Origin of the sequence: Nocardia sp. NPDC058658 (genome assembly GCF_042716665.1) — a bacterium.
Taxonomy (GTDB): Bacteria; Actinomycetota; Actinomycetes; order Mycobacteriales; family Mycobacteriaceae; genus Nocardia.
The window spans coordinates 1-25,280 of the sequence record NZ_JBHXRR010000035.1; the positions used below are offsets into that span (position 1 = coordinate 1).

Below are 25,280 nucleotides of genomic sequence, written 5' to 3' on the forward strand. Positions count from 1 at the left end.
GCGTGCTGGCGCACTGAAACCGCTTACAACCCTGCCCGGCACGAGCCCGAAAAACAGCTGATTGCAGCGTAGGGGTTGACTCAGGAAACTCATGCCGGCACCAGCTTGTGCTGTAGATCGGTGAGCACGATGCGCAGCAGTTGTTCGGCGCGCATGCGCTGCCATTCGAGCATCGAGTGCGGGCTGAACCGCGCCTCCTCGAACAGCGCCACCAGCTCGCGGGCCGACGCGTCGTGCAGCACGCCGCGCTCGAAGGCCCTGGCGAGCACTTCCATCGGGGTGTCCGAGGCCAGCGGGCGGGCGGCGATGTCGCTGGACAGGCCGCGCTCCATCGCCACGTAACAGGCGATGATGGCGGTGCGCGGGTCCTGGCCGGGCGCGTTCATCGCGGCGAGGCCCATCTCGGCCGCGCGGGTGAGCGAGTCGACTTCGCTGGGCGTCGGTTCGTCCTCGGTCGGCTCGACCACAGTCGGTTCGCGGCGCGCCGCCACGGCGACGGCGACCAGTCCGACCAGCGCGACCACGATCAGCACGATGGCAAGGACCCCCGCGACCACCAGGGCGTTGCCCGCGAGTTCGGTCGCCCCGGCCGTGGGGTCGGCAGCATGGGTGTCGGTGGTGGGGGCGGGGTCGGAGCTCTCGGTCATCGTCGTGGCGGCCGGTCGCGTCGGGCGCGCGCCCGGCAACAGGAACAGCGCGGTGACGCCACCGGCGAAGATCAGCGCGACAGCGGCTACGGCGAGCGGGACCAACAGCGCCAGCCGCCGCCACTGGATGCGCGGCATGGCGTCGCGTTCGGCTTCTGGCATCGACAGCGGCAGTCGATGCTGACTGGCGATCACCCCCGCGACCAGGATGACGATCGAGACCAGCAGTAATACCGGCATCACGGCGACGAGCAACGGCGAAGGGGCACCGGCCGAGGACTCGCCGGAGCCGGGCAGTGTGCCCTGCAACGCGATCGTCGAAGCGACGACCAGTGCGATCACGACAATCGCCCGCGTTATGGGCTGATTCACCCCGATCACAGCTGTACCACCAAACCCCAGAGACTGCACAAAACAGCCACATAGTTACATGCCGAGTGGTCCGCTCGAGACGAAATCGATACTTTTGGGACCACTCCCCTTTTATTGTCCCCCTGCTATCAAGGGCTTGCTACGCAGTGCGAACGTCCGACACGCCAGTTAATGGCAACTCACCGAGTCGACTGGCGGCCCGTGCGAGGTCTGGAATCACGGGGACGTTCGCGGTGAGTTCGCGCGGCGGTTCCGGGGCGTGGACGGTGAAGGGGAGGTCGGCGTCGTAGAGGACGTCGACGAGGTTCACCAGGCGCATGGACCAGTCGGGCGGGACTTCGCGCAGTGGTGGGACCTCGCGCAGGGTCCAGTGGTGGTAGCGCTCGGTGAGGTGGAGGTAGTCGGCGGCGCTGGTGGGGGTGGCGCAGATGTCGTGGAAGTCGACGGTGATGGTGTCGCGGACCGCCCGGGCACGGATGACGCGGCCGTTGCCGAGCGACACGACCCTCGCAGGCCGCTCGACCTCGGTCGGTTCCGCGCCGATGTGCGATAGCACCGACCCGGCGTACTCCCCCGGGGTGAGCACGTAGCGGCCCGCGAGGAAGCCGGTGTCGCGGTTGGCGGTGCGGGTGCGGTAGTCGAGCGGGCCGTCGAGGGTGATCACGTCGAGGTTGGCCAGGATCTGCGCGATCGTCGGCAGGAAGGCGTTGTGGAACAGGGGGTTGGGCAGGAGGTCATGGGGACGGTAGTTCGAGGTGACGACGAGGGTGCGGTGGCCGGCGAAGAGGGCTTCGAGAAGGCGGGCGATGAGCTTGGCGTCGCCGATGTCGTTGACGTGGAATTCGTCGAAGCAGACCAGGTCGGCGTCGCCGAGAAGGTCGTCGATGGCGCGTTCGATCGAGCCGAGGGTGTGGGTGGTGGCGTGCAGGGCCGCGAAGAACGAGTGAAAGTGGAAGCGGCGCTTGCGCTTTGCGTCGACGGTGGCGAAGAAGCGGTCCATCACCATTGTTTTGCCCCGGCCAGGGCGGCCGTGCAGGTAGACGCCGGACGTACGCCGAGCGGGGCGCCATCGTCCGAGGCGGCGGGTGCGGCGCAGGGATTCGAGGGCGTGCAGAGCCGCCTGTTGTGCGGGGTCGAGCACCACGTTGTCCATGCGAGCCTCCTTCGTCCTCTACAGTTGTAGAGGATGGGCGTCGCCGACGGCCAGGAGAGGTGACAATGTCCACAGACCGGCGAGGGCAGATCGCGGCGGGGGCTGTCGAGCTCATCGCGACGCGGGGAATTCGTGCGCTCACGCATCGCGCGCTGGATGCCCAGCTGGCTTTGCCACCGGGTTCGACCTCGTATTACTTCCGTACGCGACAGGCTTTGATCGAGGGGGTCGCGGACGGGATCACCGCTCGCTCACGGGCGGATTTCCTTGCCGCACAATATGAATCAGTGAACGACCGGGGCGATGACCCACTCGGTCAGTCGATGGATCCCGTGCGGGTCGCGCACGATATCGCGGGATGGCTCGAGCACCTGCTCGCGCATCGCCGCAACGACCTGATCGCCCGGCACGCCCTGATCATCGAGGTCCTGTCCGACCAGGAGCTACACGCGCGCCTGGCAGGCAGTCTGTTCTCCCTCGACCGTGCTACCGGACTGTTCGAAGCCCTCGGCGCCGACGAACCCCGAGAGTCGGCGCACGACCTGCTCGCGCTGCTGGAAGGCCTCGTCTTCGATCGGTTCGCGGGGCTGCGCGCCGGATCGGCGGGCGACGTCGACCAGCTCGCCAGACCGCTGGCCGAGTTCCTGACAAGCGCGCGAAACTATCGACCCGGCCAACCCGATTCGGAATAGGGCGCGGCGGAATTCAGCGCGGCTAATCCCAGGGCGGAATATTCGATCAAGTCGGTGGGCAACTGGTTCAGTGGAAACCATTGCAGTGCATAGCATTTATCAGGTTCGCGATTGAAAGGTTCACCGCGCCAGTCCTGCGCGCGGAAGAACAAGCCGAGCCGGGAGTCGTACCCCGGCGCGGTGACGTGCGCGACGTGGAACAGTCGCAAGTCGGCCGGATCGATGTCGACCCCCACCTCCTCCGCGGCTTCGCGGACAACGGCCGCCGCCACCGACTCGTCGGCTTCGAGCTTTCCGGACGGCATGTGCCAGCGGTGATCGAACCCGTCGCCGCTGCGGCGCAGGCTCAGCAGGACGCGCTCATCGCGGATCAGCAGGATGTGCACGTCGACCAGGTGGCGGGGAGTCACCTGGTCGAGCGTACGAGAGGGCTATGACGTGAGCACCAGCCCGGAGGTGGGGACGCCGGTGCCCGCGGTGACGAGGATGCGTTCGAGTGCCTCGACCTGGTTGACCGAGGTGCCGCGGATCTGGCGGACGGCTTCGGCGATGCCGTTCATGCCGTGGATGTAGGCCTCGCCGAGTTGGCCGCCGTGGGTGTTGAGGGGGAGGCGGCCGCCGAGTTCGATGGCGCCGTCGGCGATGAAGTCCTTTGCTTCGCCGCGGGGGCAGAAGCCGAGTTCCTCGAGTTGCATGAGGACGAAGGGGGTGAAGTGGTCGTAGAGGATGGCGGCTTGCATGTCGGCGGCGGTGAGGCCGCTCTGGGCCCAGAGTTGGTTGCCGACGAGGCCCATTTCGGGGAGGCCGGTCATGGCGTCGCGGTAGTAGCTGGTCATCACGTACTGGTCGGCGGCGCTGCCCTGGGCGGCGGCGGCGATGATCGCGGGGCGTTGCGGGAGATCGCGGGCGCGTTCTGCGCTGGTGACCACGATGGCTACGCCGCCGTCGGATTCCTGGCAGCAGTCGAGCAGGTGCAGGGGTTCGGCTATCCAGCGGGAAGCCTGGTGTTGTTCCAGGGTGATCGGTTTGCCGTAGAAGAAGGCGTTGGGGTTCACGGCGGCGTGTTTGCGGTCGGCCACTGCGACCGCGCCGAAGTCTGCGCTGGTGGCGCCGGTGACGTGCATGTAGCGGCGGGCGACCATCGCGACCTGGGCGGCGGGGGTGCCGAGGCCCTGCGGGTAGGCCCAGCCCGCGTCGATACCCGAGGAGGTGGGGGCGGCGGCGAGTGCCGGGGAGAACTGGCCGAAGCGGGCGCCGGAGCGTTCGTTGAACGCGCGGTAGGCGACCACTACGTCGGCGACTCCGGTGGCCACGGCCATGGCGGCCTGCTGCACGGTGGCGCAGGCCGCGCCGCCGCCATAACCGATGTGGCTGAAGAACTTCAGGCTCGGGATGCCCACCGCCCTGGCGACCGCGGCCTGGGTGTTGGTGTCCATGGTGAAGGTGGTGAGGCCGTCGACGTCGTTCGGCGTGAGACCGGCATCGGCTAGTGCCGCGGTGACTGCCTCTGCGGCCAAACGCAATTCGCTGCGGCCGGAGTCCTTCGAGAAATCGGTGGCACCGATACCGACGATGGCGGCGCGACCGGAAAGCCCGGTGCGGTCAGCAGATTCGGCGGAGGTGGTGCTCATTTCGACTCCAGATCTGAGTGCACGATCGAGACGGTGGCGAGGGTTCGCGGGCTCGTCGCCCGAGCGAGACCGGCACTCATGCCGACGCCAGGTCGGGCAGGACGATGACGGCGGTGGCGGTGATGTGTTCGCCGAGACTGTCTTTGCCGTGCACGTCGATGGTGACCTGGGTGCCGTCGATCTCGGTGACGGTGCCGGAGAGGGTCAGGGTGTCACCGGCGTACAGGGGGACGCCGAGGCGAAGGGCGATGCGTTTGACCAGCGCGCGCGGGCCTACCCAGTCGGTGACGAAGCGCTGCACCAGACCCGTGTCGGTGAGGATGTTGACGAAGATGTCGCTCGATCCGCGTTCGACTGCCTTGTCGCGGTCGTGGTGTACATCCTGGAAGTCCCTGGTGGCCAGGGCGGTGCTGATCACGAAGGTGGGATCGGCGTGAATGGCCAACTCCGGCAATGTTGTTCCCACGGTGATGGTGGCGGGGTCGACGGTGGGCGTCATCGGGGCGTCCTTTCCGGACGGGTGGAGCATCGACCGACGGGCACCGAACAGCAGGCGCGGAGTCGAGTGGGGCGCGGGCAGACGCTGGCGTAAGGGTGAACGGTCACGATGCGGCCTGCCAGTAGGGCAGAACTGTTCCGTCGGACAGCTTTTCGAAGGCGACGCGGACCGGCGTGTCGATGGTGACGTCGGCTGGGTCGATGCCGCGTAGTTCGCCCAGCATGCGCACACCTTCGTCGAGCTCGACGAGGGCGACGACGTAGGGCAGGTCGCGGCCGGGGACCTTCGGGGCGTGGTGCACCACGAAGCTGAACACCGTGCCGGTGCCCGCTGCCACGACATAGTCGGCGGGCTCAGCCTTGTCCTGCCAGAGGGCAGGGATCGGCGGATGGCGCAACGTGCCATCCGGTAGGCGCTGAATGCGCAGCTCGCCGACTTTGGTTCCGGCCCAGAAGAACTCGGTATCGAGCGAGATCACCGGGCCGACTCGGCCCGCGGGCGCGGCATCGATCCCCCCAACTGTCGTTGCCGCAGCCGCGGCCACCGCAGGTTCAGCCCTGTCCACCACCGATTCGGCTGCCCGCGCAGCGGTGGTCCCTACCGCATCGGATGCCTGCCCGGCGGTAGCGCCCTCGGTCGCTGACGGACTGGATGTCGATACGACGGCGGCGGTTCCCGGCGCGAACTTCAGTAGCCGGAACAGCATTTCGGTGACGACCTCGTCGCCGACCGACCAGGTGGTGGCGTAGGTGAGGAACCAGCCGTCGCCGAGTCCGGTTCGCTTAGGGCCCTTGACTTCCGCGAGTCTGCTGGTGACCTGCACCTGTTCGCCGGGGCGCACGTAGCGGTGGTAGGTCTGCTCGCAGTTGGTGGCGACGACCGAGGTGTAGCCCGCCGCGTCGAACAGCTCGTTGGCGAGGTTCATCGGGTCGTCGGCGGCGCGGACGCCGTGGAGCCCCTGCATGGTCCACACCTGGGCCATCGCGGGCGGGGCGACGATGCCGGGATGACCTGCGGCCCTTGCTGCTTCGACGTCGACGTAGATCGGGTTGGCGTCGCCGAGCGCCTCGACCCAGTTGTGGATCATCGGCTGGTTCACCGGGTCACGACCCATCCGGGGCGCCGACTCCCCCGCCGCGACGATCTTCGCCGCGGCCTCCGCGATCTCCACTGCGTCCGGCACGCGCCGCTCCTTGTTCATCGGGGGACGCGCGGCAGGTCGAGGCCCGCCGTGGCGACCAGTTCGCGCATGATCTCGTTGACGCCGCCGCCGAAGGTGACGACAAGGTTCTGCTTGGTGCGCCGGTCCAGCCAGCCGAGCAGGTCGGCGGTGCCGGGTTCGGCGGGGTCGCCGTAGCGGCCGATGATCTCCTCGACCACGCGGCCTGCTTCCTGCAGCGATTCGGTGGAGAAGATCTTGGTTGCCGAGGCGTCGGCGATGACCGCGTTCTGCGAGGCGGATGTATCGGCGGCGGCGACCTGCCAGTTCAGCAATTCGTTGAGCCGCACCATGGTTCGGACCTTGCCGAGGGCGCGGCGCACTTCCGGCTCGCCGAGCACGCCGTGTTCGGCGGACCAGTCGCGCAGGCGGTCGTAGAGCTGTTCGATCTTGCCCGACGGGCCGAGGCTGACGCGCTCGTGGTTGAGCTGGGTGGTGATCAGTCGCCAGCCGCGATTCTCTTCGCCGACCAGCATTTCCGCGGGTACGCGGACATCGTCGAAGTAGGTGGCGTTGGTGTGGTGGGCGCCGTCGCAGGTGATGATCGGGGTCCAGGAGTAGCCGGGGTCCTTGGTGTCGACGATGAGAATCGTGATGCCGCGGTGGCGGGACTCGACCGTGCCGGTGCGGCAGGCCAGCCAGACGTAGTCGGCTTCGTGGGCGCCCGTGGTGAAGATCTTCTGCCCGTTGATGATCCAGTCACCGTTGCTGTCGCGGACCGCGGTGGTGCGCAGCGCGGCGAGGTCGGTGCCCGCCGACGGCTCGGAGTAGCCGATGGCGAAATGGATGTCGCCGGAGAGGATTCCGGGCAGGAACTTCTTCTTCTGCGCCTCGGTGCCGTACTTCTGCAGGGTGGGCCCCACGGTCAGCAAAGTCACGAGGGGCAGCGGAATGTCCGCGCGCACAGCCTCATTGAAGAAGATCTGCTGTTCCATCGGGCCGAAACCCTGGCCACCGAACTCCTTGGGCCAGCCGACGCCGAGCCAGCCGTCGCGGCCCATCCGCCGCACCACCTCGCGGTAGGTGTCGCCGTGGCGGTCCACCGCCATCACGGCGGCTTCGGTCGGGCTGATGAGATCGGCGAAATAGGAACGCAATTCTTCGCGCAACCGCCGCTGTTCGGCGGTCAGATCGATGAACATCTTGCTCCCAGAAGGTCGAGCCGCAGACCCGCACCGCCGAGGAGCCGAGCGAGGTCTTTGGCCTGCGAGTAGTAGCGGTGCATCGGGTGGGTGATGTCTACCCCCAGTCCACCGTGCAAGTGGTGGCATTTCTGCATGGCGCGCGGGAGTTCGGCGGCAGCCCAGTAGGCGAGTACGTCGAGGTCTTCGTCGATGCGGTCCTGGTGCTCCGGTGTCGAATCCGGCTGTGCCAGCGCCCAACATGCCGACTCCGCGGCCACGTGCAGCGTGCGCGAGACCACGTACAGGTCGGCGATCTGCTGCGCGACGGCCTGGAATTCGGCCAGCGGGCGGCCGAACTGTTCTCTGGTGCGCACGTGTTCGGCGGTGAGGGTGATGGCGCCCTTCAGCAGTCCGTCGGCGACCGCGCCGATGCAGGCCAGCGCGTGGCGGTGCAGGGTGGGTAGCGCGTCGGGGAGCAGCTGGTCGGCCGGGATCTCGACCTCGTCGAGGACGAGCGTCGCCTCCGGAATGCCCGCCGAGCCCGCCACCGGAATGATCTCGAGGCCCGGTGCGACCGAATCGACCAGTGCCACACCGGAATCGGTGGGAACCAGAATCCAGCGAGCTTCGGCGGCATAGATCACGCCGGACTTGCGGCCGGAGATCCGCACCGTGTCGCCGTCGCGCACCGCCTTCGTCCTGGGTGCGGTGGTGAACGGCGCGCCCGGTTCGTTGAGCGCGGCGGTGATCACCGTGCCCTTGCCGACCTCGGCGAGCACCCGCTCGGCCAGTTCATCCGACAGCACGCCCACCAGTGGCAGCACGCCGAACCCGAAGGTCGGCAGCGCGGGCACATCCACGGCATCGGTGGCCAGCTCCATGAGCAGGGCCGACACCTCGAGCAGACCCATGCCGTCGCCGCCGAAGCGTTCCGGTACCGGCACGGCGAGCAGACCGGAGTCGATCAGGCTCGGCCACAGGGCCATGTCCCTGGCCGGCTCACGTTCGAGCAGGCTGACCACTACCTCGGCTACGGCGTCGGCGCTTTCGTCGCGGGTGAAATCCACGGCGTCCTCCCTCATCGAGCTAACTTTCCGCATCGCGCGGCAGTCCGAGAATCCGTTCGGCGGCCACGGTCAACAGGATCTGCTCGGTACCGCCCGCGATCGACAGACACCGGGTAAGCAGGAATTCTTTCAGAGCTTCGCTGTCCAGGGAACCTTCTTGGCCGACAAGTTCGAGCGCGTATTCCGCCAGCTCCTGCCGATGCCGGACGCCGACCAGTTTGCGGACGCTGGACTGGGCGCCCACCTCGGCCCCGGCCACCGTCGCCATCGCGATTCGCTGTTCCAGCAATGATCCAGCAATCGAGGAAGTGATCAGTGCGCCGAAACGGTCCTCACGCAGTTCTGTTCCCCATCCGCCGACCGGGAAACGGTCGAGCAGAGCCTCGAGTGCGCCGCCGATACCGCCGCCACCCATCGCGACCCGCTCGGCCGACAGCGTGGTGCGCGCGATCTTCCAGCCGTTGTTCAGCGCGCCGACCAGGCAATCGTCGGCCACGAACACGTCATCGAGGAAGACCTCGCTGAACTTCTCCTCGCCGGTGATCTGCACCAGCGGACGCACCTGCACACCCTCGGCGCGCATGTCGACGAGGAAGTAGCTGATGCCGCGATGCTTGGCGGCGGACGGATCGGTGCGGGCCAGGCAGATACCCCAGTTCGCGGTCTTGGCGAGCGAGGTCCACACCTTCTGGCCGCGCAGCACCCAGCCGCCGTCGACCTTCTCGGCGGTGGTGCGCAGGGCGGCGAGGTCGGAGCCTGCGCCGGGCTCGCTGAACAGCTGGCACCAGATGACGTCGCCGTGCAGGGTCGGCCAGACGAAGCGTTCGATCTGCTCCTCGGTGCCGAACCGCAGCAGGGTCGGGACGGCCCAGCCCGCGACGGCGAGATCGGGGGTCGTCAGGTCGGCGCGGCGCAGTTGTTCGGCGATCTGCAGGCAGGTCATCGGGTCGGCGGCGCGGCCGTAGGGGCGCGGCCAGTGCGGCATCACCATGCCCGCTTCCACCAGCGCTCGCGGCTGGTCGGCGGGGTCGAGGGCGGCGAGCGCGGCGACCTCGTCGACCAGTGCGGTGTCGGCGGCACCGAGCACGCGTTCGGCACCGGTGGTGCGACGGTGACCGTCCCTGGTCAGCTCGGCGACCCTGGCCCGCCAGCGCGCCGAACCACCGAGGAGCTGGCGCAGGGAGCTGGCCCGGCGCAGGTAGAAGTGCGCGTCGTGTTCCCAGGTGAAGCCGATGCCGCCGAGGACCTGGATGGCGTCCTTGGCGTTGTCGACCGCGGCGTCGAGGGCCACGGCTGCGGCGACAGCGGCGGCGATCGGAAGCTCGGCGCCGCCCTCGTCGATCGCGGCGGCGGCGTCGGCGGCGACCGCGCGAATCAGCTCGGTGCGGCACAGCATCCAGGCGCACAGGTGCTTGATTGCCTGGAAGCTGCCGATCGGTTTGCCGAATTGTTCACGGACACGGGCATATTCGATGGCGGTGCGCAGGGTCCAGGCGGCGACTCCCGCCAGTTCGGCTACCGCGAGTGCGACGAAGAGGTCGGTGACATCGGCTGTTGGCGCGAAGGCGCGGTCGGCGGGTACGGCAACCGCGGCAGCGCTCACCCGTGCCAGCGAAACGGTGTGGTCGCCGTGGGGTAGCGGCGTAATCGTCACTGCCGCAGCGGGAATCAACAACCAGTGGGTGCCGTCGACGGTGTTGGCGGGTACCAGGACTTGCGTGTCGGCATCGGCGCCGTAGACGAAATCCCAAGTGCCGGTGACACTCCAGCCTGTTTCGGTGGCCGCGGCCTTCGCCGCCTGTTCGTCGCCGGGCACCGCGACAGCGCACGGTGCGGTCAGCACATCGCCCGTGATCAGGCCAGCCAGCGCGGTGGCCAGGACCGGACCGCCGACCAGGTCGTCGCCGGTCTGCTCCAGCATCACCGCGAGGTCGGCAACCGTGCCGCCGAGCCCGCCATTGTCCTCGGACAGCGCGACTTCGAACAGCCCGAACTCGCCCAGTGCGGGCCAGTACTCGCGCCAGGCACCCGAACCGCGGGCCCGCATTGTTTCAATCGGCGCGACCGTACTCGCCCAGCTCCGCAGCGACGCCGCGACGGCTTTATGCTCGTCAGTGGTGGCGATGGTCACAAGAAGATCCGCCCTTCCGGCGTGGTTCCCACTCCTAGAACATGTTCTAATATCTTGGCCGGGCATAAGTCAAGAGCGCTACACTCGCTCGACGCTCCCCGGTCAGCCGCACCGACGAAATTCCACTGACGCGAAAGGGTTTCCACGATGGACAGTCCCGCACCAACGCCCACCGTGACAACGCTGTCCGAGGAAGAGCTCAGCTCCAGCGCCCAGCGCGACCGGCGCAAGCGCATCCTCGACGCCACCCTCGCGCTGGCCTCCAAGGGCGGCTACGACGCCGTGCAGATGCGGGCGGTCGCCGAGCGCGCCGACGTGGCCGTCGGCACCCTGTACCGCTACTTCCCGTCCAAGGTGCACCTGCTGGTTTCGGCGCTGGCCAGGGAATTCGAGATGTTCGAGGGCAAGCGCAAGCCGCTGCCCGGCGACGGCCCGTCCGAGCGGATGCACGGCCTGCTCACCCAGATCACCCGGATGATGCAGCGCGACCCGCTGCTCACCGAGGCCATGACGCGCGCGTTCATGTTCGCCGACGCCTCTGCCGCCGCCGAAGTGGATCGGGTCGGCAAGGTGATGGACCGGGTCTTCGCCCGCGCGATGAGCGACGGTGAACCCGACGATCGTCAACTCGCCATCGCCCGCGTCATCTCCGATGTGTGGCTGTCGAACTTGGTCGCCTGGCTCACTCGCAGGGCCTCTGCGACCGATGTCACGGAACGACTCGAGCTGACCGTCGACCTGTTGCTGGGCGATCGCGGATAACCCAGCAACACGACATTTCTCGCACCTGCGGCATCACAAATCACCCATAGCAGTTGACACGCGTCGGCTGTGCGCCTTCCAGTGGGAAGATGCATAGCCGACGTCGCATATGCGAAACAGTGCATCTACCGGCCCAGCGCGCCTCGCCGGGCCCGGGCGACCTAGATCAATCCCGCGCGTGGTGGCCGACCACAGGTCCGGAATTTGCCGTAAAGTCGCGAGCAAACGACCGGGGGTCGTGCGCACAACCCGCCGCGCCGCTCGCGCGGCAAAATTGACGCAGTATTGTTTTTCGCGCCCCCTGATCAACTCCTCCCATCACTAGGTTGGATGCGTGAGCGCACAGGAACTGCCCTTGGATGTCCGCCGTGCACTGGCGTCGGTTGCGCGCGTGCCGCGGCTACTGGTCGCCTCGGACTACGACGGGACTATCGCCCCGATCGTGTCCGACCCGGCGAAAGCTTTTCCCCAGCGGGAATCGGTGAGCGCGCTACGCGCACTCGCGGGGTTGGCGAACACTACGGCGGCGGTGATTTCCGGTCGGGCACTACGCGATCTGGCCGCGCTCTCGCGCCTACCGGTCGAGGTACAGCTGATCGGTAGTCACGGTTCGGAATTCGACGTCGGCTTCGTGCACGCGATCGACAACGACGCCAAACAGCTACTGACAGAGATCAATTCCGCCTTCTCGACGATCGCCGCGGAGAACCCGGGCGTCACCGTGGAGATGAAGCCGGCCAGCGCCGCGCTGCACGTGCGCAACGCCAGCCCCGAGATCGGCAGGCGCGCACTGAATTCCGTGCGCCAGGGTCCGGCGTGCTGGGTGGGCGTGCAGGTGACCGAGGGCAAGGCGGTGATCGAGCTCGCGGTGATCCCCACCGACAAGGGCACCGCGCTCGACACCATCCGGCATCAGGAAAGCGCTTCCGCCGCAGTGTTCTTCGGCGACGACGTGACCGACGAGAAGGCGTTCCGGGTGCTGTCCGGGCCCGACGTGGGCATCAAAGTCGGCGAGGGCGAGAGCATCGCCAAGCTGCACGTGGACTCCACCGAGGACGTGGCGCGCGCGCTGGCGTTCCTGGTCGAGGAGCGGCGCACCTGGCTGGCCGGGGCGAGCGCGCCGCGGATCGAGCGGTTGAGCATGCTGGCCAGCCCGCGCTCGGTCGCGCTGCTCACCCCCGACGCGACGGTCACCTGGTTCTGCCATCCCGAACCGGATTCGGCGGCGGTGTTCGCGCACCTGCTCGGCGGCGCGGCGGCCGGACACTTCACGGTGGCCCCGGAGCGACCGAGCCTGCCGCTCTCGCAGCGGTACGTGGACGGCACCATGACCGTCGAAACCCGGTGGGCCAGTTTGCAAGTGGCCGACTACCTGCCCCACGATGTGGCACCCCACCGCACCGACCTGACCCGCGTGATCACCGGCACCGCGAAGGCCGTGGTGACCTTCGCGCCGCAGCCGGAATTCGGGCAGGTGCCGGTGCGGATGGAAGCGGTGAGCAACGGACTGATCGTCAGCGGCACCAATGATCCGATGGTGCTGCGCTCCCCCGGCGTGGAGTGGGAGATCCTGTCCGACGGCACCAATGAGCAGGCGCGCGCGGTGGTCGATCCCGCGATCGCGCCGGTGGTGCTCGAATTGCGGTGCGGGACGGCTGATCTCGCGCCGTCGATGACGCCGGAACCGCAGCGTCGTCAGCTCGCCGAGCAGTACTGGGCGCAGTGGGCGGCCGGGTTGCAGCTGCCTCCGCTCAAGCCGGATCTGATGAAGCGTTCGGCGCTGACGCTGCGCGGGCTGGTGCATCGCCCGTCGGGGTCGATCCTGGCCGCGGCGACCACCTCGCTGCCCGAGGACATCGGCGGCGTGCGCAACTGGGACTACCGCTACTGCTGGCTGCGCGACGCCTCGCTCACCGCGCAGGCGCTGGTGACGCTCGGCTCGCTGACCGAGGCCGAGGAGTTCCTCGGCTGGGTACACAAGGTGCTCGCCACCCTGTCGGGACCGGAGCGCCTGCACCCGCTGTACACGATCTACGGCGAGACCCTGCCACCCGAAGCCGTGATCGACCTGCTGCCCGGTTACGCCGGGTCGCGGCCGGTGCGGGTGGGCAACGCGGCCAATATGCAGGTGCAGCTCGATGTGTTCGGGCCGATCGTCGACCTGATCACCTCGATGGCGCACGAGCGCGAGCGTCAGGGCATCACCGAACCCGCCAAGGCGCTGCCGGATGCCGACTGGGCGCTCGTGCACGCGATGGTGTCGGCGGTGCAACGCCGCTGGACCGAGCCCGATCACGGCATCTGGGAGATCCGCGGCAATCCGCGCCACCACGTGTACTCGAAGGTGATGGGCTGGCTCACCATCGACCGCGCGCTGACCCTGGCGGAGCGTTTCGATCGCACGGCCGACCCCGAGTGGGCGACCCTGCGCGCCACGATCGCCGACGAGGTGAAGGCCAAGGGCTGGAACGACGAGGTCCAGTCCTACACCGCCGCCTACGACGGCACCGACCTGGACGCGGCCACCCTGCACATCGGCCTGAGCGGCCTCATCGACCCGGCCGACCCGCGCTTCGCCGCGACGGTCGTGGCCACCGAGGCCGAACTGCGTAGCGGCGCGACGGTGTACCGCTACCACCACGACGACGGCCTGCCCGGCGGCGAAGGTGGCTTCCACCTGTGCGCGGCGTGGCTGGTCGAGGCGTACCTGCTGATCGGCAGGCGCTCCGATGCCGAAGCACTGTTCGCGCAGCTCGTGGCGGCGGCCGGACCCACCGGCTTGCTCAGCGAGGAATACGACCCGGTTGCCGAGCGTTCTCTCGGCAACCACCCCCAGGCCTACAGCCACCTGGGCTTGCTCCGCTGCGCACAACTGTTGAGCCAGCCGGTCAACGCCCTGGTCTAACACCGCAAACACCGAATCCGCCATGACCGCACTCCCAGCCCCGCACGACCCGACCTCGAGGAGGGTCCGCCGCGCAGCGGCGTAGCGGCCCGGCCGCGAGTTAGCCGCCGTTGCGTCGAGGCGCAGCCTCTAGCAACGGCGGGTAACTCGCGGCCCCCCAGGGGCCGCGCTCGAGCGCGCCAGCGCTCCAAAAACACAGCCTCAAACCACTAGGACCACCGAACAATTAATCCCGGCACATACCCACCAGCGCGCTCTGCTAATCTAAAACGGTAACGATTTCCATTACGATCTAGAGCTTGCTTGCCAGGAGTGCCGCGTGAACCCTCGATTCGTCCGCTTGTTTGCCGGTCTCACGGCGGGAGTGGCGGCCGTGGGCGTCCTCAGCGCCTGCGGCACCAGCACCACCGATTCCGATACCCCGCAGATCGTCGCCTCCACGAATGTGTGGGGTTCCATCGCCACCGCCGTCGCCGGGCCGGACGCGCAGGTGAGCTCGATCATCAGCGATCCCGCCGCCGACCCGCACTCGTTCGAGACCTCGGCCACCGACACCGCCAAGATCAGCGACGCTGACCTGGTCGTGTTCAACGGCGGGCACTACGACGAGTTCATCGAGAAGGCCATCGCGGGCAAGGACAAGCGGACCGTCGAGGCCTTCGAACAGCGCGCGGACAAGAGCGACGAGAACGAGCACGTCTGGTACGACGTGACCACCGTCGCCGCCGTCGCCGACCAGATCGCGGTCCAGCTCGGCGAGGTCGACGCCGCGCACGCGAGCGCCTACACCGAGCGTGCGGTCGCCTTCAAGAACCAGCTGATCGGCGTCAGCACCATCACCGGCACCATCGCCACCCAGACGCCGAACGCGCCGGTCGCCCAGTCCGAGCCGCTCGCGCACTACCTGCTCGTCGCCGCGACCGCGCAGGACAAGACCCCGCACGAGTTCCAGGAAGCGATCGAGCAGGAGACCGACCCGGCCCCGGCCGCCGTCGCCGCGACTCGCGACCTGATCACCGGCAAGCAGGTCAAGGCGCTGATCTACAACACCCAGACCGAGGACAAGATCACCCAGGACCTGCGCGCCACCGCGCAGACCGCGGGCATCGCCATCGTCGAGGTCACCGAAACCCTGCCTGCCGGAATGGATTACATCCAGTGGCAGACCGCCAACGCCAAGGCGCTCGCCGCGGCCCTGCGCTGAGGACTTCCATGACCGAGGCAACCACCCTGTCCGCCGCGACGGACACTGACACCGCCGCGATCCGCCTGCGCGGGGCGACGATGGCCTTCGGCGACCGCACCCTCTGGCACGACCTCGACCTCGACGTGCGGCCGGGTGAGTTCATCGCTGTCCTCGGACCCAACGGCTCCGGCAAGACCTCGCTGCTGCGTGTGCTGCTCGGCACGCTCGGCTTGAGCTCGGGCAGCGCGGAGATCGCGGGTCGGCGCGCCGGGGTCGGCAATCCGGGCATCGGGTACATCCCGCAGCAGAAGACCATCGACGCCGGGGTGCAGCTGCGCGGGGTCGATCTGGTCGGGCTCGGGGTGGACGGGCATCGGTGGGGACTCGGCTGGCGTGGGCGGGGCAGCCGGGCCTCGAAGGTCGATGCCGCTATCGCCGCGGTGGGCGCCGGCTCTTTCGCGCATGCGCCGCTGGAGACACTGTCCGGTGGTGAGCAGCAGCGGTTGCGGGTCGCGCAGGCGCTGGTCGGCGATCCGTCGGTACTGCTGTGTGACGAACCGCTGCTGAGCCTGGACATGGCCAATCAGCGGCTGGTCGCCGAACTCGTCGACAAGCGGCGCCGCGAACACAACACCGCGGTGCTGTTCGTGACGCACGAGATCAACCCGATTCTGCCGATGGTGGATCGGGTGCTGTACCTCGTCGACGGTGGGTTCAGGATCGGGACGCCCGATGAGGTGATGACGTCGGAAACGCTGTCGGAGCTGTACGGCACCGAGGTCGAGGTGTTGCGGGTGCGTGGACGGCTGGTGGTCGTCGGTACCGGTGACGATATGGACGCGCTGGGCGGTAGCGCCTGATGGACAAGCTCACCAAGGTCTTTCAGCAGATGTTCGACTTCGGGACCACCGCGAACCTGCTCAGCTATGACTTCGTGCAGCAGGCGCTGTTGGCGAGTGCGCTGTTGGGGTTGCTGGCCGGGTTGATCGGGCCGTTGATCGTCGCCAGGCAGATGTCGTTCGCGGTGCACGGGACCAGCGAGCTGTCGCTGACCGGTGCGTCGGCGGCGCTGCTCGTCGGTGTGGGGGTCGGATTCGGGGCCATCGCTGGTTCCGTTGTGGCTGCCGTTTTGTTCGGGTGGCTGGGTTCTCGTGCGCGCGAACGTGATTCGGTGATCGCGGTGGTTTTGTCGTTCGGGCTCGGGTTGTCGGTGCTGTTCCTGTGGCTGGCGCCGGAGCGGGCCGGGTCGAAGTTCTCGTTGCTCACCGGGCAGGTGGCGGGCGTCGGTTATGACGGGCTCGCGCTGCTGGTCACCTGTACGGCGGCCGTGCTCGCCGTGCTGGCTGTGGTGTATCGGCCGTTGTTGTTCGCCAGTGCTGATCCCGAGGTCGCGATCGCGCGCGGAGTACCGGTGCGGGCGTTGTCGGTGGTGTTCGCGGTGCTGCTCGGGATCACCGCCGCGTTCGGGGTGCAGATCGTCGGGGCGCTGCTGGTGCTCGCGTTGCTGATCACGCCTGCCGCGGCGGCCGCGCAGGTGACGTCGAGTCCGATGCGGGCGACGGTGTTATCGGTGATCTTCGCCGAGGTCGCGGCGGTTGGTGGGCTGTTGCTCTCACTGGCGCCCGGGGTTCCGGTATCGACGTTCGTTACGGCCATCTCGTTCACGATCTACGTGGTGTGCCGGGTTGTCGGCCACCGCAATCGGCAGCTGGCACACGCACGCTGAACCGGGCGAGTTTCGGCCCGACGCGAGTTCGCGCCGTCGTCAGCGGCGGGCTGACGGCCATCGACCTGGTCTCTCCTGACGATGGCGGACGCCACGCGAATGGATCGGCACGATCGCCAGGAGATCTGCCGCCGGTGCCGCAAACCGCCGCGACCCTCGGTGCTCAGCGCGCAGAATGGCGGACATGATCGACTTCACCGTTCCGGATGATCTGGCCGCGCTGCGGGATCGGGTTCGCGCCTTCGTCGTCGAGCAGATCGTGCCGTTCGAGCGCGATCCCCGACTCACCGCGCACGGCCCGACCGACGAATTGCGGGCCGAACTCGTCGAACTGGCCCGCGCCGAGAAGCTGCTGACCGTGCAGGCGCCGGTGGAATACGGCGGACTCGGACTCAGCCATGTCGAGCAGGCGCTGGTGTACGAGGCGGCGGGGTGGTCGACGCTCGGGCCGGTCGCGATGAACTGCGCCGCGCCCGACGAGGGAAACATGTTTCTGCTCGACAAGATCGCCGATCCGGAACAGGTCGACCAGTATCTGATGCCGGTGATCCGCGGTGAACAGCGGTCGGTTTTCGCGATGACCGAACCCGGCGGGGCAGGCTCGGATCCCGGACAGCTCAGTACCGAAGCGGTGTTCGACGGCGAGAACTTCGTGATCAACGGGCTCAAATGGTTGATCACCGGGGCCGACGGCGCCAAGACCTGGATCATCATGGCCTTGCTCGCCGAGAACCCACACCTGCCCGCTGGGCCGACGCTGTTCATCACCGAAGGCGACGCGCCGGGCATCGTGATCGAGCGGATCATGAACACGATGGACCGCAACTACGTCGGCGGACACGCGGTGGTGCGGTTCGACAACCTCACGCTCCCGCCGACCGCCGTGCTCGGTCGCACCGGACAAGCCTTGCGCTACGCCCAATTACGGCTCGCACCCGCCCGGCTCACCCACTGCATGCGCTGGCTCGGCGCCGCCGCCCGCGCACAATCCATCGCACTGGACTACGCGCGCACCCGCACCGCCTTCGGCAAGCCGATCGGCGAACACGAGGGCGTGTCGTTCATGCTCGCCGACAACGAGGTGGCGCTGCACCAGTGCAGGCTGACCATTTGGCACACCTGCTGGCTGATGGATCAGGGCCAGCAGGCCCGGCACGAATCGTCGATGGCGAAGTCGTATGTGTCCGAGGAGCTGTTCAAGGTGACCGATCGGTGCGTGCAGGTGCTCGGCGGCATCGGCATCAGCGACGAGACGGTTGTGGAGATGTTGTTCCGCGATATGCGCGCGTTCCGTCTTTACGACGGTCCGACGGAAGTGCACAAGTATGCGATCGGCAGACACTTGCTGGCCGGTCGCTAGTACGATTCGGTCCCATGAGTTCGGAATTGCTCGTCGATGTCGAAGGTGGCGTCGCGCTGCTGACGCTCAACCGACCTGCCAAGCAGAACGCCGTCACCCCCACGATGGCGGCCGAGCTGAGCGCGGCGCTACGGCGCTGCGATATCGAGGACGCGATCCGCGCCGTCGTGATCACCGGCACGCCACCGGCCTTCTGCGCGGGTGCCGACCTCGCCGCGCGGGGCGGCGACGTGAGCGCCACCCTCGACCCGCCGCCCTGGCAGGTGCGCAAACCGGTGATCGCCGCGGTGAACGGGCACGCGGTCGGCATCGGACTGGCCCTGGCTCTGCAGTGTGACCTGCGGTATTTCGCGCGCGACGCGGTCTACGGGCTGAATCAGGTGCGGCGCGGGGTGCTCGCCGACGGGTTCGCGCACTGGACGGTGCCGCGCCTGGCCGGGCTGGCCAACGCCGCCGACATCATGCTCACCGGACGCACCTTCGACGGTGACGAAGCCAAATCGCTCGGACTGGCCAATGCGGCGCTGCCCGCCGACGAGGTGCTGATGACGGCGATGGCCGTGGCCAACGACATCGCCACCGGCACCGCTCCCCTGCCGGTCGCGCTGACCAAACGGCTGATCTGGGAAAGCCTCGGCATGACGCCGACGGTGGTCGGGCAGCTCGAATCCGAGCTCAACGCGCACGTGACCAAGAGTGTCGACGGTGGCGAGGCGATGGTGGCGTTCAAGGAGCGCAGGCCGCCGAACTGGACCGGCAGCGTCAGCGACGAATGGCCTGCCTGGGACCGCCCCAGCCTGGACTAGAAGTTCCCGTTGCAGGAACCGGCCAGATACAGCAGCGCGAGCAGCAGCATGCAGATGGTGCCGAAGATACCGGCGATATAGCCGATCATCACCTGCGAGCGGCCACTGAGCCCGCCGTAGGACGCGTCGATCTCGTTGAGTGCCCGCTTGCCGAGCACCCACGCGACCGGCCCGAAGATCCCGCAGCAGAACGGGCTGAGCAGCCCGAGCACGAGGATCAGGTTGGCCTGCGGGTGCTCGACCGTCTCACCGATCGGCTGATTCGGAATCGCCACCCGTCGAATCTTACTGTGCGGGAAGGCTGCTGACCCCACTACACGACCAGCAATCGAAGACACCCGCCACAACCGCACTCCCAACCCCCACACCCGACCCATAGGGAGGGCCCGCCGCGCAGCGGCGGTAGCGGCCCGGCCGCGAGTTAGCCGCCGTTGCGTCCGAGGCGAAGCCTCCAGCAACGGCGGCTAACTCGCGGCCCCTCAGGGGCCGCGCTCGAGCGCGCCAGCGCTCCAACAAACACAGCGTCAAACCACCTGGGACCACTCAAACCCAGAATCGACGCATCAACCCAACCGACGCTGCCGAGCAATGTCGGCCAGCACGACACCTGCCGCGACCGAGGCGTTCAAAGACTCGACCGGACCGGCCATCGGGATGCTCAGGATCGAGTCACAGTTCTCGCGGACCAGGCGCGACAGGCCCTTGCCCTCGGAACCGACCACGACGACCGTCGGCACGCTGCCGTCGAAGTCGTCGAGGGTGGTGTCACCCTCGGCGTCGAGGCCGACGATCTGGATGCCCTGCGAGGCCCAATCCTTCAGTGTGCGAGTCAGATTCGTTGCACGGGCAACGGGCAGTCGGGCAGCCGCACCGGCGCTGGTACGCCAGGCCACGGCGGTGACGCTCGCGCTGCGACGCTGCGGGATCACCACACCCTGACCGCCGAACGCCGACACCGAGCGGATGACGGCGCCGAGGTTGCGCGGGTCGGTGATGTTGTCGAGCGCGACCAGCAGGGCCGGCTCGGCGGTGGACTTCACCCGGTCCATCAGATCGTCGGGGTGGGCATAGCGGTACGGCGGCACCTGCAGGGCCACGCCCTGGTGCATTCCGTTAGCGCTCAACCGATCCAGATCGGTGCGCGGCACCTCGAGGATGGAGATGCCCATGTCGGCGGCGCGCTGCACGCTCTCCGACAGGCGGTCGTCGTTCTCGGTGCCGACCGCGACGAACAGGGCGGTCGCGGGGACATCGGCGCGCAGACACTCGAGCACGGGGTTGCGGCCGAGCACCAACTCGGGACCCTCGTCGGACTTGCGACCGACGCGCGGCACACCGGACTTGCCGGTCGGACGGCCCTGTGCCGCAGCGGCTTTGGCCTTCTCGGCCGCTCTGGCCCGCTTGGCGGCGGGATGCTTGGTGCGGGCGGTGGCGGGCGGGGTCGCGCCCCGGCCCTCGAGCCCGCGACGGTGCTTGCCGCCGGAACCGGCGACCTGCCCCTTCTTGGTGCCGCCCTTACGTACTGCTCCGCGTCGCTGTGAATTGCCTGCCATCAGTTCGCCTTTCCGCTAGATGCGCCCAGCGACCATTCCGGCCCCTGCGGGGTGTCGGTTACCTCGATACCCGCGGCGATGAGCCGATCCCGTGCGGCATCGGCTTCTGCCCAGTTCTTCTCGGCCCGCGCGTTCGCCCGGCGATCCAGCTCCGTGCGAACCAGCACGTCGAGCGCGTCGATCGCCGCCGAATTGTCGGCGGGGGTGTACCACTGTTCGTCGAGCGGGTCGACACCGAGAATTCCCAGCATCGCCCGCACCTGACCGGCCAGCTCGACCGCGGTCTCCACCGCGCCCGCCTCCAGCGCCCGATTTCCCTCGTGCACCACGTGGTGGATTTCGGCCAGCGCCTTCGGGACAGCCAGATCGTCATCGATCGCGGCGGCGAATCCGTCGGTCCATTTACCGACGGGCACCTCGCCCGCCCGATCCAGCACACGTTGCACGAAAGCTTCGATGCGCTGATACGAGGCGACCGCGTCGTCGAGTGCCTTGTCGGAGTATTCGAGCATCGAACGGTAATGCGCGCTGCCCAAGTAGAAACGCAATTCTACCGGGCGCACCCGAGTGAGAACATTCGGCACCGAAAGCACGTTGCCGAGCGACTTCGACATTTTCTCCCCACCCATCGTCACCCAGCCGTTGTGCAGCCAGTAACGCGCGAAACCGTCGCCTGCCGCTTTCGACTGGGCGATCTCGTTCTCGTGGTGCGGGAAGATCAAATCCATTCCACCGCAATGGATATCGAATTCCGGGCCCAGATAGAACTCGGCCATCGCCGAGCATTCCAGGTGCCAGCCGGGACGACCGGGACCCCACGGCGACGGCCAGCTCGGCTCGCCGGGCTTGGCGGCTTTCCACAGGGTGAAGTCGCGCGGGTCACGTTTGCCGCGGGTGGGGGTTTCGCCCTGGTGCACGTCGTCGAGGCGGTGGCCCGACAGCTCGCCGTAATTCGGCCAGCTCATCACGTCGAAATAGACGTCGCCGTCGGCGGCGTAGGCGTGGCCGCGCTCGATCAGGCGCTGCATCAGGTCGACCATCTGGGTGATGTGGCCGGTGGCGCGCGGTTCGGCCGAGGGCGGCAGCACGCCGAGGGTTTCGTAGGCCTTGTCGAAGGCGCGCTCGTGCGTGGCGGCCCATTCCCACCACGGTCGCCCGGCTTCGGCGGCCTTGTTCAGGATCTTGTCGTCGATATCGGTGACATTGCGGATGAACTGCACGTCGTAGTCGTGCGCGAGCAACCAGCGACGCAGCACGTCGAAGGCGACGCCGCTGCGGACATGACCGATATGGGGCTGACCCTGCACGGTGGCCCCACACAGGTACACCGAGGCACGGCCGGGGACCAGCGGGGTGAATTCCCGCATGGTTCGCGTGTCGGTGTCAAAAAGGCGCAAGGTCACGGCATTCGATCCTAGTCGGTGGGACTGCGGTGGGGTTGACCGGCCGGTTCGTGGCGCCGTGCTTGTTGCGACGGCTGATCGAATCGGCGAAAAGATGAAAGCGCGGCGGAGAGTATTCATGGCCCGTGAGGGCTACGAACACGCCGCGATCAGACAGGTGGCGATGGCGGCGATGCCCTCGCCGCGACCGGTCAGGCCGAGGCCGTCCGTCGTGGTGCCGGACACCGAAACGGGGGCGTCGAGCAGCTCGCCGAGCACTTTTTGCGCTTCGGCGCGGCGGGGGCCGATCTTCGGGCGATTGCCGATGACCTGCACGGCGGCGTTCACGACTTCGAAGCCTTCTTCGGCCAGCAGCCTGCGGACTTCGGTGAGCATGGCGGCGCCGGTGACGCCGGCCCATTCGGGACGGCCGACGCCGAAGACGGCGCCTACGTCACCGAGGCCTGCGGCGGAGAGAAGAGCGTCGCAGAGGGCGTGGGCGGCCACGTCACCGTCGGAGTGGCCCGCGCAGCCGTCGGCGTCCGGGAACAGCAGACCGGCCATCCAGCAGGGGCGACCCGGCTCGATGGGGTGGACGTCGCTGCCGATTCCGACTCTCATCGGGCAACCGCCTGGGACACCGCGGGCGCTGCGACAGTGGGCTGACCGGCGTCAGCGGAAGTCGCGACGGCCGGAACCGGGTCGGCGGCCAGCTGCTCGGCGCGGCGCGGCACGGCGATTCCGTCGGCGAGGAGTGCTTCGGCCAGGCGGAGGTCGAGGGGGGTGGTGATCTTGAAGGCCAGGGGGTCGCCTGCGACGGTTTGTACGTCGAAACCGAGGCGTTCGACCAGGCCCGCGTCGTCGGTGGCGCCGACGTCGGTGGCGTAGGCGCGGCGCAGGAGGTCGGCGTCGAAGCCCTGGGGTGTCTGGATGGCGCGCAAGTGGGCGCGATCGGGGGTCCCGGTGACGATGCCCGCGTCGTCGACCGATTTGACGGTGTCGACGACGGGGAGCGCGGGGACGACAGCCGGACTGCCTGCCTGCAGCTCGGCAGCCACTCGCGCGATCAACTCTGGAGGCGTGAGCGCGCGGGCGGCGTCGTGCACGAGATAGAACGCGGCGTCGGGCGCGGCGGCGATGCCCGCGCGGACCGAATCGGTGCGTTCGACACCGCCGACCACCACCTGCACCGGCACAGGGGGCATCGAACCGCCGGTCAGCGAGGTGGTGTCGGACAGCAGAGAGGTGGCCGCGTCGACCAGTTCGGCGGGCACGACCACGACAACCCGGTGCACGGCACCGGACGCGATCAGCCCGTCGACGGCCAACCGGACCATAGGTATGCCGCCGACCGGGACGAACGCCTTCGGGGTGGGTTCACCCAGGCGCACGCCACGACCGGCGGCAGGGACCAGTGCTACGACAGGTCGCACTTCGAATTGTTTTCTAGGAAGCCGCTGCGAGAACCTCGTCGAGCAGCGATTCGGCCTTGCCGTCGTCGGTGCCCTCGGCGAGCGCGAGCTCACCGACGAGAATCTGACGAGCCTTGGCCAGCATTCGCTTCTCACCGGCGGACAGGCCGCGGTCCTGCTCACGACGCCACAGGTCACGAACCACTTCGGCCACCTTGTTCACATCGCCGGAGGCGAGCTTCTCGAGGTTGGCCTTGTAACGGCGGGACCAGTTGGTCGGCTCCTCCGTGTGTGGCGCGCGCAGCACCTGGAAGACGCGGTCGAGACCTTCCTGGCCGACGACGTCGCGGACGCCGACGTATTCAGCGTTCTCTGCGGGAACCCGAACAGTCAGGTCGCCTTGCGCGACCTTCAGGACCAGATACTCTTTCTGCACACCCTTGATGGTGCGGGTCTCGATTGCTTCGATCAGCGCCGCTCCGTGGTGGGGGTAAACGACGGTGTCTCCGACCTTAAAAATCATGTGTCCCGTGCCCCTTTCGATGTTCACAGTTTAACATGCGACTCGATAACGGCGCGATCAACTGTGCAGGTCAGGGCCACAACGAGGCTCCCGCCGGGGTTGACAATCCAGAATTGTTGTGCATTGCGTTGTGGCAGAACGGGTTAACCACCAGCACAGGGCCCGGTTATCGCACATCGGGAGTCCGGCATCGATTCGGCAAACCCGCTCGAGACACCGAACTGTTACTTCCGCGCCCGCGCGTCGCGAGCCCGAACGACGCCCGCGCGAAGTGAACTACTACGCTGCCTAGTTACTACACCTCCGATCCCCTGTGGGCGGAGTGAGCCCGGTCGACATGGAGGACAAACCGTGACTGCCCTGAAAGCTGTGACCGCCCCGCCGGCGCGACGTCGCATGGTGACGGTTGCCGCGCTCGCCGCTGCCGCGGGCATCGCCCTGACCGGCTGCAGTGCCGGCCAGCACACCCAGACTTCGTCGCAGGCCGCCGCCATCAACGGCAACCACGCCTCCGTCGGCGACATCGCCCTGCGCAATGTGCACATCGTGTACCCGGAGGCCACCGCCGAGCACGCCAAGGGCGGCAAGGCGGTGATCGCGCTGTCGATCATCAACAACAGCGAGACCGTCACCGACGAGCTCACCAGCGTGAGCACCGATCTGGGTCAGATCAAGATCACCGGGCCCGGCGGCGACGCCAAGTTCGTGCTGAAGCCGCAGCAGACCGTGGTCGTCGGATCGACCACCGCCAAGCCCGCCGCGGCCGACGATCACCACGCCACTCCGTCGGCGGCGCCGACCACCACCGCGGCGCCCACCAGCACCTCGGCCGCGCCGACCAGTGCCGCGGGCGACACCCCGTCGATCGATCCGGCCGCGAACCCGGCCACGATCGAGATCACCTCGCTGGCCACCGACATCGTCCCTGGCCTGACCTACAACGTCACCTTCAACTTCAAGGACGCGGGCACCGTGCAGGTGTCGGTCCCGGTCGACGCCGCCGCTGTGGCGCGGATCGAGAACGAGAAGTCCGGCCCGGCGCCCGCGGGTGCGGGCGGTCACTGAGACCAGCACTTTTCGAAAAGAGCCGTCGCGAACTTCGCGGCGGCTCTTTTTGTCGGTACACCTCC

The 25,280-nt window shown here is 67.9% G+C and carries 23 protein-coding genes and 1 pseudogene; 9 read left to right on the forward strand and 15 right to left on the reverse strand.

Annotated features, from left to right (window positions below):
* Positions 1 to 89: 89 nt before the first annotated feature.
* Both ACFWUP_RS29780 and zapE read right to left on the reverse strand, forming a co-directional pair.
* Positions 90 to 989: a DUF4129 domain-containing protein gene (locus ACFWUP_RS29780; RefSeq protein ID WP_379239301.1), complete on the reverse strand. Its 900-nt coding sequence runs from the start codon at positions 987 to 989 to the stop codon at positions 90 to 92.
* Between the two features lie 169 nt (positions 990 to 1,158).
* A complete protein-coding gene (zapE, locus tag ACFWUP_RS29785; protein WP_379239302.1) occupies positions 1,159 to 2,172 on the reverse strand; it encodes a cell division protein ZapE in 1,014 nt (337 codons plus the stop codon).
* A 65-nt stretch (positions 2,173 to 2,237) separates the two neighbouring features.
* Here zapE and ACFWUP_RS29790 point away from each other — a divergent pair, with 65 nt between their 5' ends.
* Positions 2,238 to 2,864: a TetR/AcrR family transcriptional regulator gene (locus tag ACFWUP_RS29790; RefSeq protein WP_379239303.1), complete on the forward strand. Its 627-nt coding sequence runs from the start codon at positions 2,238 to 2,240 to the stop codon at positions 2,862 to 2,864.
* On the opposite strand, the gene ACFWUP_RS29795 is transcribed toward ACFWUP_RS29790, so the two are convergent.
* From ACFWUP_RS29795 to ACFWUP_RS29825, 7 genes are all read right to left on the reverse strand, one after another.
* Entirely contained in the window at positions 2,834 to 3,250 is a 417-nt protein-coding gene (locus tag ACFWUP_RS29795; protein ID WP_379239304.1) for an NUDIX domain-containing protein, read from the reverse strand. The two genes, ACFWUP_RS29790 and ACFWUP_RS29795, sit on opposite strands and share 31 nt — an antisense overlap.
* A 45-nt stretch (positions 3,251 to 3,295) precedes the next feature.
* On the reverse strand, positions 3,296 to 4,495 hold the full coding sequence (locus ACFWUP_RS29800; RefSeq protein ID WP_379239305.1) for a lipid-transfer protein: 1,200 nt from the start codon (positions 4,493 to 4,495) through the stop codon (positions 3,296 to 3,298).
* A 76-nt stretch (positions 4,496 to 4,571) separates the two neighbouring features.
* Positions 4,572 to 4,994 carry a MaoC family dehydratase gene (locus tag ACFWUP_RS29805; protein ID WP_379239306.1) on the reverse strand — a complete coding sequence of 141 codons (423 nt, stop codon included), beginning with the start codon at positions 4,992 to 4,994 and terminating at the stop codon, positions 4,572 to 4,574.
* 103 nt (positions 4,995 to 5,097) lie between these two features.
* Positions 5,098 to 6,195, reverse strand: a complete 1,098-nt coding sequence (locus ACFWUP_RS29810) for a bifunctional MaoC family dehydratase N-terminal/OB-fold nucleic acid binding domain-containing protein (protein WP_379239307.1) — start codon at positions 6,193 to 6,195, stop codon at positions 5,098 to 5,100.
* A complete protein-coding gene (locus ACFWUP_RS29815; RefSeq protein WP_379239308.1) occupies positions 6,192 to 7,355 on the reverse strand; it encodes an acyl-CoA dehydrogenase family protein in 1,164 nt (387 codons plus the stop codon). Before ACFWUP_RS29815 ends, ACFWUP_RS29810 begins: the two co-directional genes overlap by 4 nt.
* Positions 7,340 to 8,404, reverse strand: coding sequence for an acyl-CoA dehydrogenase family protein (locus ACFWUP_RS29820; protein WP_379239334.1), 1,065 nt, complete (start codon positions 8,402 to 8,404; stop codon positions 7,340 to 7,342). Before ACFWUP_RS29820 ends, ACFWUP_RS29815 begins: the two co-directional genes overlap by 16 nt.
* A 19-nt stretch (positions 8,405 to 8,423) precedes the next feature.
* Positions 8,424 to 10,535, reverse strand: coding sequence for an acyl-CoA dehydrogenase family protein (locus tag ACFWUP_RS29825; protein WP_379239309.1), 2,112 nt, complete (start codon positions 10,533 to 10,535; stop codon positions 8,424 to 8,426).
* 147 nt (positions 10,536 to 10,682) lie between these two features.
* Here ACFWUP_RS29825 and kstR point away from each other — a divergent pair, with 147 nt between their 5' ends.
* The 7 genes from kstR to ACFWUP_RS29860 all read left to right on the forward strand — a co-directional run bounded on the left by kstR (position 10,683) and on the right by ACFWUP_RS29860 (position 19,280).
* Positions 10,683 to 11,297 (forward strand): cholesterol catabolism transcriptional regulator KstR, encoded by a 615-nt coding sequence (gene kstR / locus ACFWUP_RS29830; RefSeq protein WP_378908636.1) that lies wholly within the window; start codon positions 10,683 to 10,685, stop codon positions 11,295 to 11,297.
* Positions 11,298 to 11,631: 334 nt separating this feature from the next.
* The gene (gene otsB / locus ACFWUP_RS29835; RefSeq protein WP_379239310.1) at positions 11,632 to 14,202 is read left to right on the forward strand and encodes a trehalose-phosphatase; all 2,571 of its coding nucleotides are present in this window, start codon (positions 11,632 to 11,634) and stop codon (positions 14,200 to 14,202) included.
* 319 nt (positions 14,203 to 14,521) lie between these two features.
* Entirely contained in the window at positions 14,522 to 15,406 is an 885-nt protein-coding gene (locus tag ACFWUP_RS29840; protein WP_379239311.1) for a metal ABC transporter solute-binding protein, Zn/Mn family, read from the forward strand.
* Between the two features lie 8 nt (positions 15,407 to 15,414).
* Positions 15,415 to 16,248 (forward strand): metal ABC transporter ATP-binding protein, encoded by an 834-nt coding sequence (locus tag ACFWUP_RS29845; RefSeq protein WP_379239312.1) that lies wholly within the window; start codon positions 15,415 to 15,417, stop codon positions 16,246 to 16,248.
* On the forward strand, positions 16,248 to 17,114 hold the full coding sequence (locus ACFWUP_RS29850; RefSeq protein WP_379239313.1) for a metal ABC transporter permease: 867 nt from the start codon (positions 16,248 to 16,250) through the stop codon (positions 17,112 to 17,114). Before ACFWUP_RS29845 ends, ACFWUP_RS29850 begins: the two co-directional genes overlap by 1 nt.
* A gap of 184 nt (positions 17,115 to 17,298) precedes the next feature.
* On the forward strand, positions 17,299 to 18,474 hold the full coding sequence (locus tag ACFWUP_RS29855) for an acyl-CoA dehydrogenase family protein (protein WP_379239314.1): 1,176 nt from the start codon (positions 17,299 to 17,301) through the stop codon (positions 18,472 to 18,474).
* 14 nt (positions 18,475 to 18,488) lie between these two features.
* Positions 18,489 to 19,280, forward strand: coding sequence for an enoyl-CoA hydratase/isomerase family protein (locus ACFWUP_RS29860; protein WP_379239315.1), 792 nt, complete (start codon positions 18,489 to 18,491; stop codon positions 19,278 to 19,280).
* On the opposite strand, the gene ACFWUP_RS29865 is transcribed toward ACFWUP_RS29860, so the two are convergent.
* From ACFWUP_RS29865 to carD, 6 genes and pseudogenes are all read right to left on the reverse strand, one after another.
* Positions 19,277 to 19,555, reverse strand: coding sequence for a DUF4190 domain-containing protein (locus ACFWUP_RS29865; protein WP_379239316.1), 279 nt, complete (start codon positions 19,553 to 19,555; stop codon positions 19,277 to 19,279). The genes ACFWUP_RS29860 and ACFWUP_RS29865 overlap by 4 nt on opposite strands.
* Positions 19,556 to 19,843: 288 nt before the next feature.
* The gene (gene rlmB / locus ACFWUP_RS29870) at positions 19,844 to 20,833 is read right to left on the reverse strand and encodes a 23S rRNA (guanosine(2251)-2'-O)-methyltransferase RlmB (protein WP_379239317.1); all 990 of its coding nucleotides are present in this window, start codon (positions 20,831 to 20,833) and stop codon (positions 19,844 to 19,846) included.
* On the reverse strand, positions 20,833 to 22,236 hold the full coding sequence (cysS, locus tag ACFWUP_RS29875) for a cysteine--tRNA ligase (RefSeq protein WP_379239318.1): 1,404 nt from the start codon (positions 22,234 to 22,236) through the stop codon (positions 20,833 to 20,835). The genes rlmB and cysS overlap by 1 nt, the downstream gene beginning before the upstream one ends.
* A gap of 132 nt (positions 22,237 to 22,368) precedes the next feature.
* Positions 22,369 to 22,836: a 2-C-methyl-D-erythritol 2,4-cyclodiphosphate synthase gene (gene ispF, locus ACFWUP_RS29880; RefSeq protein WP_194825602.1), complete on the reverse strand. Its 468-nt coding sequence runs from the start codon at positions 22,834 to 22,836 to the stop codon at positions 22,369 to 22,371.
* Between the two features lie 119 nt (positions 22,837 to 22,955).
* Positions 22,956 to 23,648: pseudogene (gene ispD, locus ACFWUP_RS29885) on the reverse strand (2-C-methyl-D-erythritol 4-phosphate cytidylyltransferase); the annotation flags it as partial.
* Positions 23,649 to 23,661: 13 nt separating this feature from the next.
* A complete protein-coding gene (gene carD / locus ACFWUP_RS29890; protein ID WP_019044685.1) occupies positions 23,662 to 24,150 on the reverse strand; it encodes an RNA polymerase-binding transcription factor CarD in 489 nt (162 codons plus the stop codon).
* Positions 24,151 to 24,501: 351 nt separating this feature from the next.
* On the opposite strand from carD, the gene ACFWUP_RS29895 reads away from it, so the two are divergent.
* Positions 24,502 to 25,215: a hypothetical protein gene (locus ACFWUP_RS29895; RefSeq protein ID WP_379239320.1), complete on the forward strand. Its 714-nt coding sequence runs from the start codon at positions 24,502 to 24,504 to the stop codon at positions 25,213 to 25,215.
* Positions 25,216 to 25,280: the final 65 nt, after the last annotated feature.

What these genes read in the sequence shown, in the direction of transcription:
- zapE (WP_379239302.1), bottom strand. Translation starts at nt 2,172, where the DNA reads ATGGACAACGTGGTGCTCGACCCCGCACAACAGGCGGCTCTGCACGCC.
- ACFWUP_RS29790 (WP_379239303.1), top strand. Translation starts at nt 2,238, where the DNA reads ATGTCCACAGACCGGCGAGGGCAGATCGCGGCGGGGGCTGTCGAGCTC.
- ACFWUP_RS29800 (WP_379239305.1), bottom strand. Translation starts at nt 4,495, where the DNA reads ATGAGCACCACCTCCGCCGAATCTGCTGACCGCACCGGGCTTTCCGGT.
- ACFWUP_RS29805 (WP_379239306.1), bottom strand. Translation starts at nt 4,994, where the DNA reads ATGACGCCCACCGTCGACCCCGCCACCATCACCGTGGGAACAACATTG.
- ACFWUP_RS29810 (WP_379239307.1), bottom strand. Translation starts at nt 6,195, where the DNA reads ATGAACAAGGAGCGGCGCGTGCCGGACGCAGTGGAGATCGCGGAGGCC.
- ACFWUP_RS29815 (WP_379239308.1), bottom strand. Translation starts at nt 7,355, where the DNA reads ATGTTCATCGATCTGACCGCCGAACAGCGGCGGTTGCGCGAAGAATTG.
- kstR (WP_378908636.1), top strand. Translation starts at nt 10,683, where the DNA reads ATGGACAGTCCCGCACCAACGCCCACCGTGACAACGCTGTCCGAGGAA.
- ACFWUP_RS29845 (WP_379239312.1), top strand. Translation starts at nt 15,415, where the DNA reads ATGACCGAGGCAACCACCCTGTCCGCCGCGACGGACACTGACACCGCC.
- ACFWUP_RS29850 (WP_379239313.1), top strand. Translation starts at nt 16,248, where the DNA reads ATGGACAAGCTCACCAAGGTCTTTCAGCAGATGTTCGACTTCGGGACC.
- ACFWUP_RS29855 (WP_379239314.1), top strand. Translation starts at nt 17,299, where the DNA reads ATGATCGACTTCACCGTTCCGGATGATCTGGCCGCGCTGCGGGATCGG.
- ACFWUP_RS29860 (WP_379239315.1), top strand. Translation starts at nt 18,489, where the DNA reads ATGAGTTCGGAATTGCTCGTCGATGTCGAAGGTGGCGTCGCGCTGCTG.
- rlmB (WP_379239317.1), bottom strand. Translation starts at nt 20,833, where the DNA reads ATGGCAGGCAATTCACAGCGACGCGGAGCAGTACGTAAGGGCGGCACC.
- ispF (WP_194825602.1), bottom strand. Translation starts at nt 22,836, where the DNA reads ATGAGAGTCGGAATCGGCAGCGACGTCCACCCCATCGAGCCGGGTCGC.
- carD (WP_019044685.1), bottom strand. Translation starts at nt 24,150, where the DNA reads ATGATTTTTAAGGTCGGAGACACCGTCGTTTACCCCCACCACGGAGCG.